This is a genomic window from Streptomyces sp. NPDC015171, assembly GCF_043079545.1.
GTDB lineage: Bacteria > Actinomycetota > Actinomycetes > Streptomycetales > Streptomycetaceae > Streptomyces.
This window is the reverse complement of sequence record NZ_JBIBUO010000016.1, coordinates 128,483-145,473: the sequence shown is the minus strand read 5'-3', so window position 1 is coordinate 145,473 and position 16,991 is coordinate 128,483. Positions and strand designations below refer to the sequence as shown.

Genomic DNA, 16,991 nt, shown 5'->3' with positions numbered 1-16,991 from the left:
TTCGCCCGGTATGCGGTGTGTGTGGGGTACGCCTACCGTGGCCGCATGGGCGCAGCGGTGGAACTCGAGGTGGGCGGCAGGACCGTACGGCTGTCCAGCCCGGACAAGGTGTTCTTCCCGGACCGGGGCTTCACCAAGTTGGACGTTGCCCGGTACTACGCCGCCGTCGCCCCCGGCATCCTGCGTGCCCTGCGCAACCGCCCCACGACCCTGGAGCGCTACCCGGACGGTGTCGGCGGCGAATGGTTCTACCAGAAGCGCGCCCCCAAGGGCATGCCCGACTGGATCCCCACCGCCCACATCACCTTCCCCAGCGGACGCACCGCCGACGAGATGTGCCCCACCGAGGAGGCCGCCGTGGTGTGGGCCGCCCAGTACGGCACCCTCACCTTCCACCCCTGGCCGGTCCGCGCCACCGATGTCGACCACCCCGACGAACTCCGCATCGACCTCGACCCGCAGCCCGGCACCGACTACGACGACGCGGCCCACGCCGCCGGTGAACTGCGCGCCGTTCTGGACGAGTTCGGCGGGCTGCGCGGCTGGCCGAAGACCTCGGGCGGCCGTGGCCTGCACGTCTTCGTCCCCATCGAACCGCGCTGGACCTTCACCCAGGTGCGCCGCGCGGCCATCGCGGTCGGCCGGGAGATGGAGCGCCGGATGCCCGAGCAGGTGACCATCAAGTGGTGGAAGGAGGAGCGCGGCGAACGCATCTTCCTGGACTACAACCAGACCGCCCGCGACCGCACCATCGCCTCCGCCTACTCCGTACGCCCCCGCCCGGGCGCACCCGTCTCGGCGCCGCTGCGCTGGGAGGAGGTCGGCGTCGCCCACCCGCGCGACTTCGACCTCGCCACGATGCCGGCCCGGTTCGCCGAACTCGGTGACGTGCACGCCGACATGGACGATCACGCCTACTCCCTGGACGCGCTGCTCGAACTGGCCCGCCGCGATGAACACGACCACGGCCTGGGCGATCTGCCGTACCCGCCGGAGTACCCGAAGATGCCCGGCGAACCCAAACGCGTCCAGCCGAGTCGCGCCCGCCCCGAACCATCGGCCTGACGTGGGGCGGCCGGTCGTGGGCGGGGCCGGAGCCCCGACACTGACCTGGTGACCTGGTGACCTGGTGACCTGGTGACCTGGTGACCTGGTGACCTGGTGGCCTGGTGGCCTGGTGACCTGGTGGCCTGGTGGCCTGGTGGCCTGGTGGCCTGGTGGCCTGGTGGCCTGGTGGTCGGAGGTCGGTGGTCGGCCGGCGGCGGTCCGGTCAGTGGCGTATTCGGACGTCCTCCGGCCGCTCGCCGCACTCCGCCAGGACGCGCCGGCAATCGGTCAGCAGGGCGACGTCCGAGGTGACGTCGTAGCGTATGCCGGGCCGGGCGTCGTAGTTCTGGTGGTGGCGGGGTGCGGCCAGTTGAGCGCGTATCAGCGGCAGGGCCGGCGCCGCCGTCCCGCCCATGGCGGCCAGGCATGCGGCCATGGCGGGCCACTCCCTCGGCGTGACCGGCCACTGTTCCAGCAGGACGGGAAGCACCTCGTCGGCGTCCCCGGTGACCTGCCACAGGGCGATCGCCGCGAGCGCGGGGCTGTGCCCGGCCGCGATCAGCTCGCGCAGCCGCGGGGCGAGCGCGGCGCCGGACCGGCCCAGCGCCTCGGTCAGCCGCAGCGCGGTGCGCCACCGGCGCCATCCGCGTGAGCCGAAGGCGTCGCGGACGACGGGAAGCACCGCCTCGGTGTCCCCGTTCAGGGCCCACAGCGCCTCGGCCAGGTGGATCCGCTCCTCGCCCGCCGGGGCGCGGTCCCACAACCGCCCGATCAGCGGCGCCGCCTCGGCCGCCGCCCGGCCGTGACGGGCCAGCGCCGCCAGCACCCGCTCCCGGCCGGCGGGCTGCTCGGCCGCGGCGAGGACGCGGACGAGCAGGGGTACCGACCCGGCGTGGCGCAGCACCCCGAGGGCGTCCACCAGCCGGTCCCGGTCCTGGGAACGGGGGCCCGGGTCCAGCGCGGCGAGCCGCTCGTGCAGCACCGGGCCGAGCGTAGCCGCCGCCTCGGGGCCCAGCGCCGCCACCCACCGCGGCAGCCGCTCCGGGAGGTCGACCACCTCCAGCAGCGCGACGAGCGCGGGCACGATCCGGGTGTCACCCTGGAGCGCCAGCACCTCGTAGGCCATGCCGAGGGCCATCTCCGGGAAGGGAGTGTCCTTTTCGATCGGCCGGTCGGCCCAGCCCGCGATGTACGTCACCAGATGCTCGGACACGCGGTGCGCCGCCGGGGCCAGGTCGACCAGCGTGGACAGCACCGACTTCTGCAACCGCAGGTCCTCGTCGGTGAGCTGCCCGGCCAGCGCCAGCAGCGGTGTGTCGTCCGGTGCCCGCCAGCCCGTCAGCAGACACCCGGCCATGGCGGCGGCGTGCCGCCGCTGCCGCAGGTCCGGGCCGCGCAACTGGTCGACGAGGAGCGGGAAGCGGATGTCGGTGCGGTCGCGCAGCGCGGTGTGCAGCTCCTGGACCAGCTCGTCCCTGTCGTCCAGGCCCAGGCTGCGGCGATGCTCGGCGTACAGCTCGCGTACATAGGAGATGTGCGTGTCCGTCCGCGGCGGCGTGAGCGGACCCGCGGGCAGGGGCGCCCCGTCCGCCCCGTTCGACTCGGCTGTCTCCCGGGCCTGTCGGAGCACTTCTGAGGCGATCCGCACCGTGTCGGGCGGGAGTTCGGCGGGCGCGCAGCGGGCCAGCGCGATCAGTGCCGTCAGCCGCAGCTCCGCGTCCCGGGTGGAGCCGAGGAGGCCGCGCAGCGCCTCGGCGGCCTCGGTCCGCAGTTGGTCGGGGTGCCGCACGGCCAGGACACTCAGGGCGCGGGCCAGCCGGCGGGTCGCCTCCGGGTCGCTCTCCGCGGCCAGCCGGCCGCGCAGGACACCGAACACCCGGACCGGCTCGGGATGCAGCCGCGCCAGCGCGGCCGGCACCGCCGCACGCACCCCCGGGTCCGGGTCGTCCAGCAGATCGAGGAACGCCTCCGCCCGCCCCCGGATCAGGTCCCGGGCCACGAAGTACTCCCGCTGCCACTCCTCGTGCAGCTCAGCGTCGTACGCCTCCCAGAACCCGGATTCCTCCGCGTCCCCCTCGTCCGGCTCGTCCCCCTCGTCCTCGCCCTCGAAGGGGTCGGCGATGCTGTGCAGCAGCGCGACCACGTCCCCCCGGCCCGCCACCGCCTCGTTGGCGATCAGCTCGAACAGGAACGGCACGCAGGCCACCGTGCTGTCGTACACCGTCCCTTGGTGCAGTACCGCCCCGTACATGCCGTCGAGCGCGATCTCCCGGCGCTCCGGGTCGTCCGACGCCAGTCCCCGCAGCAGGTCCGGCACGTCCGTCGCCGAGTCGGTGTACGCATGCCCCAGTGACGCCCAGTCGACGTCCTCGATCCCCCTGAACACCCTGTCCTCCCCGCCGTTCGGGCGCCCCCGCGCCACTGATCACAGCATGCACCACGGCACTGACAACGGCCTCGGACGAGTGACCAAGCGGCCCGGCCGGCCGCCCACGCCGCACCGGCCGGCTGCCCACGGCGCACCGGCCGGCTGCCCACGGCGCACCGGCCGGCTGCCCACGGCGCACCGGCCGGGCCGGCACCCGGTACACCTGCCGGGCCTCACTCCGCCGCGCCCGCCGGGCCGTCACCCGGCCCACCTGCCGGGAGGCGGAGCGGCGGGCCGCGGGGGATGACGGGGACCCGCCGGGCCGAGCCGCCCGGTGCGGTCCCTTCCCACCCCCGCCGGACCGGCGCCCCGCGGCTATCCTGATCGCCCGCCGACGGATGAGGAGTCCCGAAGTGACCGAGGCAGTGTCGCGTCCCACGCTGGAGGAGGTGGCCGCACGGGCCGGAGTGTCCCGCGCCACCGTGTCCCGGGTGGTCAACGGGGGGGACGGCGTGCGCGAACCGCTCGCCGAGCGGGTGCGGCAGGCCGTGGAAGAGCTGGGCTACGTCCCCAACCAGGCCGCGCGCAGCCTCGTCACCCGGCGGCACGACGCCGTCGCCGTCGTCATCGCCGAGCCCGAGGCCAGGGTCTTCGCCGACCCCTTCTTCGCCCTCCAGCTGCGCGGCATCAGCAAGGAACTGACCGCCCACGACAACCAGCTGGTGCTGCTGCTGATCGAGGGCCGGGCCGACCACCCCCGGGTGGCCCGGTATCTCGCCGGCGGCCATGTCGACGGCGCGCTCGTCTTCTCCCTCCACCTGGACGACCCGCTGCCCGGGCTCATCCAGGCCGCCGGTGTGCCCACCGTGTTCGGCGGCCGTCCCGGCTGGGGCGACGACGCCGACACCACCGGCACCGGCCGGACGCGGGCGGGGCAGAACCAGGGCGTGGTGTACGTCGACTGTGACAACCGGGGCGGGGCGCGCGCCGCGGTACGGCATCTCGTGGACAAGGGGCGCCGGCGTGTCGCGCACATCACCGGTGCGCTGGACCAGACGTCGGCGGTGGACCGGCTGGACGGCTACCGGGACGTCATGGCCGACGTCCTCGGCGAGAGCGATCCCCGGCTGGTCGTGGAGAGCGACTTCACCCCGGCCGGTGGCGAGCGCGCCATGCGTGAACTCCTCGACCGCTGCCCGGATGTGGACGCCGTGTTCGCCGCCAACGACCTCACCGCGCTCGGTGCCCTGCGGGTGCTGCGGGCGAGCGGCCGGCGGGTGCCCGAGGACGTGGCGGTGGTCGGCTTCGACGACATGGTGCCGGTCACCGAGCAGGCCGAACCGCCGCTGACGACGGTCCGTCAGGACATCGAGGAGATGGGCCGGCTGATGGCTCGTCTGCTGCTGCAGGGACTGTCCAGCGACCGGGACGGCCGTGACGGCAGGGACCGGATGCGCCCGGATCCCGAGGCGCAGGGCACCGCGGGGCGGGCCGTGATCCTGCCGACGACGCTGATACACCGCGCCTCCGCCTAACCGCCGCCCGGGAGGTGACGGCGGATCAGGCCCGCGGCTCGCTCTTGATCACCGCGAAGCGGGCCCCGTACGGATCGGCGAGCTTGGCCATGCGGCCCACCCCCTCCATGGTCGTCGCGGGCATCCGCACCCTTCCGCCGAGGCGCTGTGCCTCTTCGACCACGGTGTCGGTGTCCGCCACCTCGAAGTACGGCAGCCAGTACGGACCCTCGGACGCCTCGGCGGGCGCGTCGGCCATCGGCACAATCCCGCCGAACATAGCGCTCTCGTCGGCACCGCCGGGGTTGATGCTGGTGTACGTCCCGCCCGGGAAGGGCACGGCCCAGGTCTCCAGGTCGAGCACCTTGTGATAGAAGGCGGCGGCCGCCGCGATGTCCGGCGTGTACAGCTCGACCCAGCACAGCGCGCCCGGCTCGCCCGCCACGTCCACGCCCTGGGTGCGCCCGGGCTGCCAGATCCCGAACGGCACCCCCGCCTGGTCGGCGAGGACCGCCATCCGGCCCTCGCCCCTCACGTCCCTCGGCTGGAACAGCACGCGGCCGTGGGCGCGTTCGGCCGCCTCTGCGGTGGACTGGGCGTCCGCGCTCCGGAAATACACGGTCCAGGCAGGGGGGCCCTGGTCGGGGCCGGTCCGCATCCCGCCGGCGACGGTCTTCCCGGCAGACTGGAAGAAGCCGTAACCGCCGGCGTCCGGCCCCGCCGACCGCAACCGCCAGCCGAAGAGGGCGCCGTAGAAGGCCGCGGCGCCGTCGAGGTCGGGGCTGGCGACGTCGATCCAGTTGGGGGCGCCGTCGACGAAACGGGTGGTGAGCATCTCGGCCCTCCTCGCAGGGGGTCCCGTCCTGTGCACTGCCGAGTCTGGCACCGCCCGCTGACAATCGCCGCCGGAGTAGCGCGACGCGCCGGGCCGCCGCGCTCTCACTCGGCGTGGCCGCGCGCGTTCTCCCTGTTTCCCGGGTTTCCCGCCGCTCCGCGCGCCGCCGTGCGCACGCCGGGCCCCGGGGAGCATCATCGGGTGGGGCGGAGGCCCCGGGCCCGTCGTTGAGTCCACGTTGAGCGAACGTTTTTCGACGTGCGGCAGGCTCCTGACCATGCACTTCGAAACCATCACCCCGGCCGACGACACCTGGCAGGCACAGGCGCTGTGCGCGCAGACGGGGCCGGAGTTCTTCTTCCCCGAGCCCGGCAGCTCGGTGCGCGAGGCGAAGCGCATCTGCGCCATGTGCGAGCTGCGTCCCGCCTGCCTGGAGTACGCGCTGGCCAACGACGAGCGGTTCGGTGTCTGGGGCGGACTGTCGGAGAAGGAGCGCCTCGCGCTGCGGCGCACCGCGCTCTGACACCGCCCGCAGCCCCGGCCGAAGGCTCAGGCCGGCCCTTCGGGCCGGCCTGCCGCCGGGCGCGTCCGCCGGCGCCGTCGACCGGCACCGGCGGTGAGAACGTCGACGCGCGCGGGCCGTCAGGCCCCGGCGCGTGCCGCCATCCGCGCCTTGCGCGCGGCCAGCTTCTCGTCGAACTTCAGGGCCTCCGCGTCCAGTCCGCCCATAAACAGGCCGAGTTCCTCCTGCGCCTGGCGCCCCTCGGGACCGAGCCCGTCGATGTCCAGGACCTTCAGGAAGCGCAGCACCGGCTGCAGCACGTCGTCGTGGTGGATGCGCAGGTTGTAGACCTCGCCGATGGCCATCTGCGCGGCGGCCCGCTCGAAGCCGGGGATGCCGTGGCCGGGCATGCGGAAGTTCACCACGACGTCCCGGACCGCCTGCATGGTCAGGTCGGGGGCGAGCTCGAAGGCGGCCTTGAGCAGGTTGCGGTAGAAGACCATGTGCAGGTTCTCGTCGGTCGCGATGCGGGCCAGCATGCGGTCGCAGACCGGGTCCCCGGACTGGTGGCCGGTGTTGCGGTGCGAGATCCGCGTGGCCAGCTCCTGGAAGGCGACGTAGGCGATCGAGTGCAGCATCGAGTGCCGGTTGTCGGACTCGAAGCCCTCGCTCATGTGCGACATCCGGAAGCTTTCCAGCTTGTCCGGGTCCACCGCGCGCGAGGCCAGCAGATAGTCCCGCATGACGATGCCGTGCCGGCCCTCCTCGGCCGTCCAGCGGTGCACCCAGGTGCCCCAGGCGCCTTCACGGCCGAAGAGCGAGGCGATCTCGTGGTGGTAGCTCGGCAGGTTGTCCTCGGTCAGCAGGTTGACCACGAGGGCGATACGGCCGATCTCCGTCACCTTGGACTGCTCTTTGTCCCAGGATTCCCCGTCCTCGAACAGGCCCGGGAAGTTACGGGCGTCGCTCCACGGCACGTACTCGTGCGGCATCCAGTCCTTGGCGACCGTCAGATGCCGGTTCAGCTCCTTCTCGACCACTTCCTCCAGCGCGTACAGCAGCCGCGCGTCGGTCCAGACGGACGGGCTGCCGAGATGAGGGGAAGTGATCGTCACGGGAACTCCAGGGGGACGCCGTACAAGAGGGAGTGAACGGGGTGATCCGGCGAGCGGTGCCGGGGGACCTACGAGATCGTAGGCTACGAATCCGTAGGTTACGAACCCGTAGGTTAAGGCGGCTGTAAAGAAGTGCTGATCAGCCGCCTGCAAGGGCCGTCCGGGGCGTGCCGGACAGCCCCGGGGCACGGAGGTCCGGGGGCTGTCGGAGGAGCGGGATCACCCGATCAGGCGTACAACTCCCGCAGACGCACCGAGAGGCAGGTCACACAGCCCTCCAGCTTCTCGAACTCGCTGATGTCGACCGTCACCACGTCGTGTCCGAGATCGGTCAGCAGTTCCGCGGTCTTCGGGGCGCTCGCCGCCATCAGCAGCTTGCCGCCGCCGAGCAGCACCACGTGCGCGCCGGCCTCCTCCGGCACCGAGAGGAAGCCCGGGAACAGCGACGGCCGGTCCACCTTCGGTATGTGCCCGATCACCGTGCCGTCCGGCAGCGCGGTCACCGCCGACTTCAGGTGCAGCACCTTGCTCACGGGCGCGGCGACCACGCGGGCGCCCAGCGGTTCGAAGGCCGCCCGCAGCTGCTGCACCCCGGCCGCGTTGGTGCGCCCGCCGCGGCCGACGTACACGGTGTCGCCGACCTTGAGGACGTCACCGCCGTCCAGCGTGCCCGGATCCCAGATCCAGTTCACGGAGCAGCCGAGGCGGGCCACCGCCTCCTCCACCCCGGCGGTCTCCGCGCGCCGCGACTCGGCGCCGGGCCGGGTGATCAGCGCCACATTCCTGTACATGACGACGGTGTCCTCGACGAACACCGAGTCCGGACAGTCGTCGGCCGGTTCGACCTCGATCGTCTCCCAGCCGTGCGTGCGCAGCCCCTCCACATAGGCTTCCCACTGCTCGCCGGCGAGCCCGGCATCGACCTTCTCCCGCTCGATGTGCGTCACCAGGCCGTCGGCGAGGCGGGGGCCGGGGCGGCGGACGAGGGCCTTCTTGCTGGGCACGAGGGGCCTTTCGACTCGGTGTGTGCGGTCATGCGGATTCCGGCGCCGGTCACCCGGCGCCGGTCCGTCATCATGCAGCGCCTTTCGGCCATGGCAAAACCCCCGTGGCGGGGCCGTGCCCGTCCCGAGACCCCGCCGGGCCGGTCAGGCGGGGTCCCCGAGCGCCTCGGGTGCGGTCTCCGTCAGCTCTCCTCCTTCCATCAGCAGCCAGCGCGTGATCCCGATCGACTCCAGGAACGGCAGGTCGTGGCTGGCGACGATCAGCGCGCCCTCGTACGACTCCAGGGCCGAGGTCAGCTGCCGGACGCTGGCCATGTCGAGGTTGTTCGTCGGCTCGTCGAGCAGCAGCAGCTGGGGCGCGGGCTCGGCGAGCATCAGCGCGGCCAGGGTCGCCCGGAAGCGCTCACCGCCCGACAGGGTGGCCGCCTTCTGGTCGGCCCGCCCGCCCCGGAACAGGAAGCGGGCGAGCCGTGCCCGGATCCGGTTGTTGGTGGCGCCCGGCGCGAACCGGGCCACGTTCTCGGCGACGGACAGATCGTCGTCCAGCACGTCCAGCCGCTGGGGCAGGAAGCGCAGCGGGACGTGCGCCGTCGCCGTGCCGGCCAGCGGCGCCAGTTCACCGGCGACGGTCCGCAGCAGCGTCGTCTTGCCGGCGCCGTTGCGGCCGACGAGCGCGATCCGCTCCGGGCCGCGCAGATCGAGGATGCCCGCCACGCGCGCGTGGTAGGCCATCTCCAGGTTCTCCAGGGTGAGCACCTGCCGGCCGGGCGGTACGGCCGTGTACGGCAGGTCGACGCGGATCTCGTCGTCGTCCCGTACGGCCTCCGCCGCGTCGTCCAGCCGCTCCTTGGCCTCGGCGAGCCGCTCCTCGTGCATGATGCGGTGCTTGCCCGCCGACTCCTGGGCGGAGCGTTTGCGGGCACCCATGACGATCTTGGGTTCCCGCTTCTGCTCGTACATCCTCTGGCCGTACCGCTTGCGGCGGGCCAGTTTGACCTGGGCGTCGGCCAGTTCGCGCTTCTGTTTGCGGACATCGGCCTCGGCGGTGCGCAGCGTCCGCTCGGCCGCCTCCTGCTCCACGGCGAGGGCCTCCTCGTAGGCCGAGAAGTTGCCGCCGAACCAGGTGACCTCCCCGGAGCGCAGCTCCGCGATCTGGTCGACCAGTTCCAGCAGTTCCCGGTCGTGACTGACCACGATCAGTACGCCCGGCCAGGAGGCGACGGCCTGGTACAGCCTCCGGCGCGCGTACAGGTCGAGATTGTTGGTCGGCTCGTCCAGCAGCAGGATGTCGGGGCGGCGCAGCAGCAGCGCGGCGAGCCGCAGCAGCACCGACTCGCCGCCCGACACCTCGCCGACGGTCCGGTCGAGGCCGATGTGGCCGAGGCCGAGCTCGCCGAGGGTGACCAGGGCGCGCTCCTCGACGTCCCAGTCGTCGCCGACGGTCTCGAAGTGCTCCGTGGCGACGTCGCCCGCCTCGATGGCGTGCAGGGCGGCCCGGCGGTCGGCGATGCCGAGGGCCTGGTCGACGCGGAGCCCGGTGTCGAGCGTGACGTTCTGGGGAAGGCAGCCGATCTCGCCGGCCGCCTTGATGACACCGTCGGCCGGGACGAGTTCCCCGGCCAGCAGCTTGAGCAAGGTTGACTTGCCTGATCCGTTGACGCCGACGAGACCGGTCCTGCCGGGGCCGAAGGCGATGTCCAGGCCGTCGAAGACGGCGGTGCCGTCGGGCCAGGTGAAGGACAGGCAGGTACAGGTGAGGGAAGCAGACATGGGCGCCTCGCGAGGATGATGCGGTCGGGTGGACGCGTATCGAGACACCGCGAGGCAAATACCGAAGGTCTGGGCACGGAGAGGCCGAGAAGAAAGGGCCTGTGCCGGAGGACGGCTCGGACGCCGAGGTCGTACGCCGCGCACACCTCACCGGTGCGACGCGATGTCTCAGGACCTCAGACGAGCAACGTCCTTCTCCAATCGACGACAACAGAACCGCTGTACACCGTAGGAGAGGCCGGGAGGGGTGTCAACGGAATTGTTCCCGGGCGGGGCGTGGACGGCGTCTGCGCGGGTGTCCGGCCGCAGCGGGCCGCGCGCCCCTCACGCGCGCGTGGGGCTCAGCAGGCGTCCCGCATCAGCTCGGCGAGGTCGTGGTCCAGATCGAGCTGGAGGTGTTCGAGGCCGACCGGGACGAGGTCGTCGGCCGCCTCCAGGAACCGCCGTATCTCGCCCGAGCGCACATGCACGATCGCGGTGCCCTCCGGGGCGTGGAACTCCAGCACCGTGCGGTCGTACCCGTACGGCCGCACACGGACGTCGCCCTGCCCCTCGGGGCCCCGCAGCCCGCCCGCCAGCAGCTCACGGGAGAACGTCCAGCACACCTCGACACCCTCCAGGGTGGCCGGGGCCGGGAACGTCATGCGGACGGCGAACGGGTCGCGACGGTCGTAGCGCAGCGTGGCGGGAATGCTCGGCATACGCGGTGCGGCGGCGACGAGACGGGCCTCTACGGGCTGCTCGATGACGGTGGACAACGCCTTGCTCCCTCGTGACGACTGGTCTGCGCCCGGGTGTGCGACACCCGGCACTGAGAGAGACGACGGAAACGGCCGATGCGTGCACACACGGAACTAGTGACCTCGGTCACCGCGTTCATGCGCGGGGAACGCGCGGTCGCTCCCTCTCGTCCGTGGTCGGGTGCGGCACGTGCGGCCCTCTGGACGGGGCCGGGGGAGGGGGGCTAGCTTCGCCCGCCATGAGGCGCTTGGGGAGCACGCGAGGCGGAGGACGGACGGGCCGGCTGACGGCGGCGGTGGCGTGCGGGGCGGCACTGGCCGCCCTGACGGTGCCGGCGGCCGAGGCCCGGCCGCTCGCACAGGGCGGCCCGGCGAAGGCGAGCCCGGGCCGGGCCGGCGTGCACTGGGCGGTGAAGGACACCGGCACGCCGCAGATCCGGTTCCGGGGCCTGGCGGCCGTCGACCGCCGCACCGCCTGGCTCGCCGGCACCGGCGGCACGGTGCTGCGCACCACGGACGGCGGCACGCACTGGCGAAACGTCTCTCCGCCGGGCGCGTCCGACCTGGAGTTCCGGGACGTGACGGCGTTCGACGCGCGGCGCGCGGTGGTGCTGGCCATCGGCGAGGGCGAGGCGTCCCGCGTCTACCGCACCGACGACGGCGGGGCGACCTGGACGGAGTCCTTCCGCAACACCGACCCGAAGGGCTTCTACGACTGCCTCGCCTTCTTCGACCGCCGCCACGGCCTCGCCCTCGGCGACCCCGTGGACGGGAAGTTCCGCATCCTGTCCACCGCCGACGGCGGACGCTCCTGGCGTGTGCTCCCCTCGGACGGCATGCCCCCGGCGCTGGACGGCGAGGCGGGCTTCGCCGCGAGCGGCCAGTGCCTGGTCCCCGCCGGCCCGAAGGACGTCTGGCTGGCCACCGGCGGCGGCGCCCACGCGCGCGTGCTGCACTCCGCCGACCGCGGACTGACCTGGACCGCCGCCGACACGCCGATCCCCGCGGGCGACCCGGCCAAGGGCGTCTTCGCGCTCGCCTTCCGTGACCGCACCCATGGCATCGCGGTCGGCGGCGACTACCGCCCGGGCCGGCCCTCGCCCGCGTCCACGGCGGTCACCGGCGACGGCGGCCGCACCTGGCGGCCCGCCGCCGCCCCGCCGCCCGCCTACCGCTCCGGTGCCGCGTGGCTCCCGCACAGCCGCACCGCCGCGCTGGCCGTCGGCCCGACCGGCACCGACCTGACCACCGACGGCGGGCGCAGCTGGCGGACGCTCGACACCGGCTCGTACGACACCGTGGCCTGTACGCCGGACCTGAGCTGCTGGGCGGCCGGCGAGCAGGGCCGTGCGGCGCGGCTGGAACGGTGAGATGGCGGACCGGAACGCGGGTACCCGGTCACCGTCACCGTGGAAGGGAGCGATCATGCCGGCCGGTTCCAGCGCCAAGCGTGAGCGCCAGTACGAGCACATCAAGGAGAGCGCGCAGGAGCGGGGCGAGAGCGCCTCGCGCGCCAAGGAGATAGCCGCGCGGACGGTGAACAAGGAGCGCGCCCGCTCCGGCGAGTCCAAGACCGCCAGCCGCAGCTCCATCCAGGACATGTCGTCCGGCAAGCGCGGCGGTCAGCGGTCGGGCAGCCGGTCCGGACCGCAGGGCCCGACCCGCGACCAGCTCTACAACGAGGCCAGGCAGCGCGGCATCGAGGGCCGTTCGCACATGAACAAGGACCAGCTGCGGCGCGCGCTGAACGCCGAGAAGGGCTGATCGGGCCGGGGGCGGCCACGGGCCGCCCCCGGACTGGTCCCGGCCGCCCGCCCGCCGCTCCCGCGGGGCTCAGCCGAGCGTCTGGCGGTGGCGCTCCAGTTCCGGAGCCGTCTTCGTGGCGAGGAACTCGATGACGCGGTACGCGCACACACCGGCGACGACGAACGGGTCACTCGCCACGAGTGCGTCGACGCGGGCGCGGTCCTCGGCGACGGCCAGGATCACACCGCCGTCGCGGGGGTTCTTGCGCCCGGAGGCCAGGAAGAAGCCCTTCTCGTACTGCTCCTCCAGCCAGGCCACATGGTCCTGGAGGACGGCGTCCACGGCGTCGAGGGGCGCGGTGTAGGTCAACTCGAGTACGAACATGATCACGAGCGTACCCCGCAGGTCACGCGGTGGGCGGCGGCCCGTACAGTCACCCGGCATGACGATCGTCGGCGTACCAGCGGGCTGGCCCGCGACCGAGGAAGAGGCCCGCGCGGCACAGGACGGACTGCGCGGACGCGTGGTGCTCGACGAGCCGGGACCGCCGCCCGGGACGGGCCGTGTCACGGGGGTCGACGTCGCCTACGACGACGGTCTCGACCTGGTCGCCGCGGCGGCGGTGGTGCTGGACGCCGTCACCCTGGACGTCGTCGCCGAGGCGACGGCCGTCGGCCGGGTCTCCTTCCCGTACGTGCCCGGGCTCCTCGCCTTCCGGGAGATCCCGACCGTGCGCGCCGCCCTGGACCGGCTGCCGTGCCCGCCCGGCCTCGTCGTGTGCGACGGCTACGGCCTGGCCCATCCGCGCCGCTTCGGCCTGGCGAGCCATCTGGGCGTGCTGACGGGCCTGCCGACCATCGGCGTCGCCAAGAACCCGTTCACGTTCACGTACGACGACCCCGGTCCGGCGCGGGGCGCCTCGGCGCCGCTGCTCGCCGGGAACGAGGAGGTCGGACGTGCCCTGCGCACCCGGGACGGGGTCAAGCCGGTCTTCGTCTCCGTCGGCCACCGGGTGAGCCTGGCCGGCGCCGTGGCGCACACCCTGGCGCTGACCCCGCGGTTCCGGCTGCCGGAGAGCACGCGCCGGGCGGACGCCCTGTGCCGCCGTGCCCTGCGGGAGGCGGCACAGGGCGTCGCCGGCGAAGGTCAGGACTCGACGACGCGCCAGGCGCCGACCTCCTGATACGCCGAGTCGTAGACGGCCGAGCCGTCGCCGGGCTCCACGGCGTAATGGTGGAGATTGCCGCCCCAGTAGCGCAGGATGCGCCCCAGCTCGTCCGCCCGCTCCTGCGCCGACGCACCCTCGTCCACGGTCACTTCCAGCACGAACTTCACGTCTGCCGCCCCTTTCTCGCGTGTTCCGGTCCGGGCGGACATCGTCTCATCGGGCCGCGCGCGTTTTTCAGGTGCGCGCGGCCACCCGGAAGACGATCCCGGCCGCGCGCAGCCGTTCGACGAGGGCGTCGCCCATCGCCTGGGCCGTGGTGACCTGGCCGGCCGTCGGCGGGAGGTCGTCGAAGGCCAGGGACAGAGCGGCCTCGGCGAAGATCTTCGCCGTCTCGTCGTACCCGGGGTCGCCGCCCGTGACCTCGGTGAACACGCGCCGCCCGTCGCCCGCGCCGACGAACCGCACCGAGAACCAGCTCTTCGCCCGCTTCTCCGCGCTCGGTCCGTCGCCGGGCCTGAGCCGGTCGGACAGCCAGCGCCGGGCGGGCGGCAGCTGGGCGGCGGCCGTCACCGCGCCGACGGCCGCGACCCCGCCGAGGGCGACCGGCAGGCGCCGCACGGCGGCGTAGTGCCGGTAGCGGAAGTCCGGGCCGTACCGCTCGAGGGCCCGCGCCGAACGGCGCACGATCTGCGGGTCGAGGGTGGGCAGCGGCAGCGCCCATGCCCCGACCTCAGCGGCGTACCGCGGCGTGCCCGTCGGCGCCGACACGCGGCGGCCGGGCAGCCGCGGCTCGTGCCGGGCCCGCTCGCGGGCGGCGCTGAGCAGCTGCCGTCCGCGGGCCATCTGGTTCAGTGCCGAGGCGAGGGTGCCGCCGGAGAAGGCCGCGTCGGCGGACACATAGCCGTCCACGGTCAGCGGCACGCCCTCGGGGAGCTGGCGGACCGTGAAGTACACGCCCAGATCGTGCGGCACGGAGTCGAAACCGCAGGCGTGCACCAGCCGCGCGCCCGTCTCGCGCGCGCGTGCGTCGTGCCGGACGTACGTCCGGTCCACGAACTCCTGCTCGCCGGCGAGATCCAGGTAGTCGGTACCGGTGTCGGCGCAGGCGGCGACGAGTTCCTCGCCGTGCAGCACGTACGGCCCCACGGTCGTGGCGACCACGCGCGCGTGCTCGGCGAGGGCGCGCAGGGTGGCCGGTTCGGCCGCGTCGGCCCGCAGGACACCGACGTCGGCACCGCCGGGCAGGCCCTCGCGCAGCTCCTGCAGCCGCCGTTCGTCGCGGCCGGCGACCGCCCAGCGGAGGTCGTGCGGCGCGTGCGCGGCGAGATAGTGGGCCGTGAGCGCGCCGACGAAGCCCGTGGCTCCGAAGAGCACGAGGTCGTACGGGCGGTCCGGCCTGCTCATCCTGCTCATGACATCCCTCGATTCAGGCAGCCCGCCGCGCACCCCGTCGTGCAGCCCGCGCCGCTGTCGGTGGCCGAGGCTAGCGTGAGGAGTGCGGGATTCGACGACCAGCCCGACGACCGGCCGGAGGCAGCGGTGGCCGTAGCCAGGAATGCCCTGAAGAAGCGGGAGAAAGCGCACGCGTTCGCGCTCTGCCCGCCGGGCGCGGCCGGACGAGGTCCCGTGGTGCGGGCGCGGGCGCCGGACGCGGGACGGGACGCCCGCGTCGGGTGACGGGCTCCTGCGTCGGGTGACGGGCTGCCGCGTCGAGTGGCGAGGTCCGCGCGCCGGGGAAACGCGGTGGGCGTGTGTCGGGTGCGAGGGCGTGCGCGCCGACTGCCGGAACCTGCGCGTCACGTTCCGCCGCGAGGCGTTTTCCGCCACGGAGGCGATCGGGTATCGGTCACTCTCCCGGGTGATGACCGGCGGACCGGGCACTTGGCTAAGCGCTTGCTCGTTCAGGTCTTGTGCCCGGTGGAACACGTTCTTAGCATCACCGGTGTTACATCAGTTGTGTCACACATGCTTGGGGGCTGGACGCATGACAACGGCAGGGACGCCGCCGACGCCGGGCACCGGCCCGCTCTCCGGCGTGCGGGTGGTCGAGCTGGCCGGCATCGGGCCGGGCCCGTTCGCCGCTATGCTCCTGGCCGACCTGGGGGCCGACGTGGTCCGGGTGGACCGCCCCGGCGGCGCGGACCTCGCCCTCGACCCGGCCTGCGACATCACCAACCGCAACAAGCGCTCCCTCGTGGTCGACCTGAAGGCGCCGGACGGCCCCGCGCGCGTCCTCGACCTCGCCGAGCGGGCCGACATCCTCATCGAGGGCTACCGCCCGGGCGTCGCCGAGCGGCTCGGCATCGGCCCCGGGGACTGCCACGCCCGCAACCCCCGCCTGGTCTACGGCCGCATGACCGGCTGGGGCCAGGACGGCCCTCTCGCGCAGCGCGCCGGACACGACGTCGCCTACATCGCCGTCACCGGCACGCTCGGCATGATCGGCCGCCCGGACGAGCCCCCTGCCGTCCCCGCCAACCTCCTCGGGGACTACGCGGGCGGCTCCCTCTACCTGGTCGTCGGTGTCCTGGCCGCCCTGCACCACGCACGCGCGACCGGCACCGGCCAGGTGGTCGACGCGGCCATCGTCGACGGCACGGCCCATCTGTCCGCGATGATCCACGGCATGCTCGCCGCCGGGAGCTGGCAGGACCGGCGCGCGGCCAACCTCCTGGACGGCGGCTGCCCCTACTACGGCACCTACGAGACCGCCGACGGCCGGTACATGGCGGTCGGCGCCCTGGAGGGAAAGTTCTACGCCGAGTTCCTGAGCCTGCTCGGCCTGGACGACCTGGCCTCCGCCCGCACGGACTGGGCCCGCTGGGGCGAGCTGCGCGACCGGATCGCCGCCGCCTTCAGGACCCGCACCCGGGACGAGTGGACCGCGGTCTTCGCCGGCTCCGACGCCTGCGTCGCGCCCGTACTGACCCTGCGCGAAGCCCCGGACCACCCGCACCTCGCCGCCCGCGGCACCTTCACCGACCAGGGCGGCATCACCCAGCCGGCCCCCGCCCCCCGGTTCTCCGCGACCCCCACCGCCGTCCGCACGGGCCCGGCCCGGCCCGGCGCGGACACGGCCGCGGTCGTCCTGGACTGGGGCATACCGGCACACCCGACCGACGACCCCGACGACCTGGTCACCGACGGCGGCTGAACGCCCCCCGCCCGGCCCACCCTCCCGA

17 protein-coding genes are annotated in these 16,991 nt (G+C 73.6%); 8 read left to right on the top strand and 9 right to left on the bottom strand.

Annotated elements, in window-relative coordinates; all coding sequences use genetic code 11:
* Positions 1–45: 45 nt before the first annotated feature.
* Positions 46–1,065 (top strand): non-homologous end-joining DNA ligase, encoded by a 1,020-nt coding sequence (gene ligD, locus ACF073_RS33580; protein ID WP_392075223.1) that lies wholly within the window; start codon positions 46–48, stop codon positions 1,063–1,065.
* 205 nt (positions 1,066–1,270) lie between these two features.
* Here ligD and ACF073_RS33575 read toward each other — a convergent pair whose 3' ends face one another.
* A complete protein-coding gene (locus tag ACF073_RS33575; RefSeq protein WP_392075222.1) occupies positions 1,271–3,433 on the bottom strand; it encodes a HEAT repeat domain-containing protein in 2,163 nt (720 codons plus the stop codon).
* A 395-nt stretch (positions 3,434–3,828) separates the two neighbouring features.
* Between ACF073_RS33575 and ACF073_RS33570 the strand changes: the two genes are divergently transcribed.
* Positions 3,829–4,950 carry a LacI family DNA-binding transcriptional regulator gene (locus tag ACF073_RS33570; protein WP_392075221.1) on the top strand — a complete coding sequence of 374 codons (1,122 nt, stop codon included), beginning with the start codon at positions 3,829–3,831 and terminating at the stop codon, positions 4,948–4,950.
* Positions 4,951–4,975: 25 nt separating this feature from the next.
* Here ACF073_RS33570 and ACF073_RS33565 read toward each other — a convergent pair whose 3' ends face one another.
* Positions 4,976–5,764: a VOC family protein gene (locus tag ACF073_RS33565; protein ID WP_392075220.1), complete on the bottom strand. Its 789-nt coding sequence runs from the start codon at positions 5,762–5,764 to the stop codon at positions 4,976–4,978.
* 277 nt (positions 5,765–6,041) lie between these two features.
* Here ACF073_RS33565 and ACF073_RS33560 point away from each other — a divergent pair, with 277 nt between their 5' ends.
* A complete protein-coding gene (locus ACF073_RS33560) occupies positions 6,042–6,287 on the top strand; it encodes a WhiB family transcriptional regulator (RefSeq protein WP_392075219.1) in 246 nt (81 codons plus the stop codon).
* Positions 6,288–6,406: 119 nt separating this feature from the next.
* Here the strand turns inward: ACF073_RS33560 and ACF073_RS33555 are convergent, their stop codons facing one another.
* The 4 genes from ACF073_RS33555 to ACF073_RS33540 all read right to left on the bottom strand — a co-directional run bounded on the left by ACF073_RS33555 (position 6,407) and on the right by ACF073_RS33540 (position 10,913).
* Positions 6,407–7,381: an acyl-ACP desaturase gene (locus ACF073_RS33555; RefSeq protein WP_392075218.1), complete on the bottom strand. Its 975-nt coding sequence runs from the start codon at positions 7,379–7,381 to the stop codon at positions 6,407–6,409.
* A 227-nt stretch (positions 7,382–7,608) separates the two neighbouring features.
* Positions 7,609–8,385 carry a dimethylargininase gene (gene ddaH, locus ACF073_RS33550; protein WP_392075217.1) on the bottom strand — a complete coding sequence of 259 codons (777 nt, stop codon included), beginning with the start codon at positions 8,383–8,385 and terminating at the stop codon, positions 7,609–7,611.
* 144 nt (positions 8,386–8,529) lie between these two features.
* The gene (locus ACF073_RS33545) at positions 8,530–10,155 is read right to left on the bottom strand and encodes an ABC-F family ATP-binding cassette domain-containing protein (protein WP_392075216.1); all 1,626 of its coding nucleotides are present in this window, start codon (positions 10,153–10,155) and stop codon (positions 8,530–8,532) included.
* Positions 10,156–10,496: 341 nt separating this feature from the next.
* Positions 10,497–10,913: an SsgA family sporulation/cell division regulator gene (locus ACF073_RS33540; RefSeq protein WP_392075215.1), complete on the bottom strand. Its 417-nt coding sequence runs from the start codon at positions 10,911–10,913 to the stop codon at positions 10,497–10,499.
* A gap of 221 nt (positions 10,914–11,134) precedes the next feature.
* Here ACF073_RS33540 and ACF073_RS33535 point away from each other — a divergent pair, with 221 nt between their 5' ends.
* Both ACF073_RS33535 and ACF073_RS33530 read left to right on the top strand, forming a co-directional pair.
* The gene (locus ACF073_RS33535; protein ID WP_392075214.1) at positions 11,135–12,265 is read left to right on the top strand and encodes a WD40/YVTN/BNR-like repeat-containing protein; all 1,131 of its coding nucleotides are present in this window, start codon (positions 11,135–11,137) and stop codon (positions 12,263–12,265) included.
* Positions 12,266–12,320: 55 nt separating this feature from the next.
* Positions 12,321–12,659 (top strand): plasmid stabilization protein, encoded by a 339-nt coding sequence (locus tag ACF073_RS33530; protein ID WP_392075213.1) that lies wholly within the window; start codon positions 12,321–12,323, stop codon positions 12,657–12,659.
* Positions 12,660–12,728: 69 nt separating this feature from the next.
* On the opposite strand, the gene ACF073_RS33525 is transcribed toward ACF073_RS33530, so the two are convergent.
* Positions 12,729–13,025 carry a YciI family protein gene (locus ACF073_RS33525; protein WP_392075212.1) on the bottom strand — a complete coding sequence of 99 codons (297 nt, stop codon included), beginning with the start codon at positions 13,023–13,025 and terminating at the stop codon, positions 12,729–12,731.
* Between the two features lie 58 nt (positions 13,026–13,083).
* On the opposite strand from ACF073_RS33525, the gene ACF073_RS33520 reads away from it, so the two are divergent.
* Complete coding sequence (locus ACF073_RS33520; protein WP_392075211.1) at positions 13,084–13,824, top strand: endonuclease V; 741 nt, start codon at positions 13,084–13,086, stop codon at positions 13,822–13,824.
* Here ACF073_RS33520 and ACF073_RS33515 read toward each other — a convergent pair.
* Together ACF073_RS33515 and ACF073_RS33510 are read right to left on the bottom strand one after the other, a co-directional pair.
* Positions 13,788–13,976, bottom strand: coding sequence for a hypothetical protein (locus ACF073_RS33515; protein WP_392075210.1), 189 nt, complete (start codon positions 13,974–13,976; stop codon positions 13,788–13,790). The genes ACF073_RS33520 and ACF073_RS33515 overlap by 37 nt on opposite strands.
* Positions 13,977–14,043: 67 nt before the next feature.
* Positions 14,044–15,222, bottom strand: a complete 1,179-nt coding sequence (locus ACF073_RS33510; protein ID WP_392075209.1) for a saccharopine dehydrogenase family protein — start codon at positions 15,220–15,222, stop codon at positions 14,044–14,046.
* 75 nt (positions 15,223–15,297) lie between these two features.
* On the opposite strand from ACF073_RS33510, the gene ACF073_RS33505 reads away from it, so the two are divergent.
* Entirely contained in the window at positions 15,298–15,486 is a 189-nt protein-coding gene (locus ACF073_RS33505; RefSeq protein WP_392075208.1) for a hypothetical protein, read from the top strand.
* 307 nt (positions 15,487–15,793) lie between these two features.
* A complete protein-coding gene (locus ACF073_RS33500; RefSeq protein WP_392075207.1) occupies positions 15,794–16,963 on the top strand; it encodes a CaiB/BaiF CoA transferase family protein in 1,170 nt (389 codons plus the stop codon).
* The last annotated feature ends 28 nt before the right edge of the window (positions 16,964–16,991 follow it).

Bases quoted from the DNA above. Each gene is read 5' to 3' on its own strand.
- ACF073_RS33565 (WP_392075220.1), bottom strand. From the start codon at position 5,764: ATGCTCACCACCCGTTTCGTCGACGGCGCCCCCAACTGGATCGACGTC.
- ACF073_RS33530 (WP_392075213.1), top strand. From the start codon at position 12,321: ATGCCGGCCGGTTCCAGCGCCAAGCGTGAGCGCCAGTACGAGCACATC.
- ACF073_RS33500 (WP_392075207.1), top strand. From the start codon at position 15,794: ATGACAACGGCAGGGACGCCGCCGACGCCGGGCACCGGCCCGCTCTCC.
- ligD (WP_392075223.1), top strand. From the start codon at position 46: ATGGGCGCAGCGGTGGAACTCGAGGTGGGCGGCAGGACCGTACGGCTG.
- ACF073_RS33520 (WP_392075211.1), top strand. From the start codon at position 13,084: ATGACGATCGTCGGCGTACCAGCGGGCTGGCCCGCGACCGAGGAAGAG.
- ACF073_RS33535 (WP_392075214.1), top strand. From the start codon at position 11,135: ATGAGGCGCTTGGGGAGCACGCGAGGCGGAGGACGGACGGGCCGGCTG.
- ACF073_RS33545 (WP_392075216.1), bottom strand. From the start codon at position 10,155: ATGTCTGCTTCCCTCACCTGTACCTGCCTGTCCTTCACCTGGCCCGAC.
- ACF073_RS33510 (WP_392075209.1), bottom strand. From the start codon at position 15,222: ATGAGCAGGATGAGCAGGCCGGACCGCCCGTACGACCTCGTGCTCTTC.
- ACF073_RS33560 (WP_392075219.1), top strand. From the start codon at position 6,042: ATGCACTTCGAAACCATCACCCCGGCCGACGACACCTGGCAGGCACAG.
- ACF073_RS33525 (WP_392075212.1), bottom strand. From the start codon at position 13,025: ATGTTCGTACTCGAGTTGACCTACACCGCGCCCCTCGACGCCGTGGAC.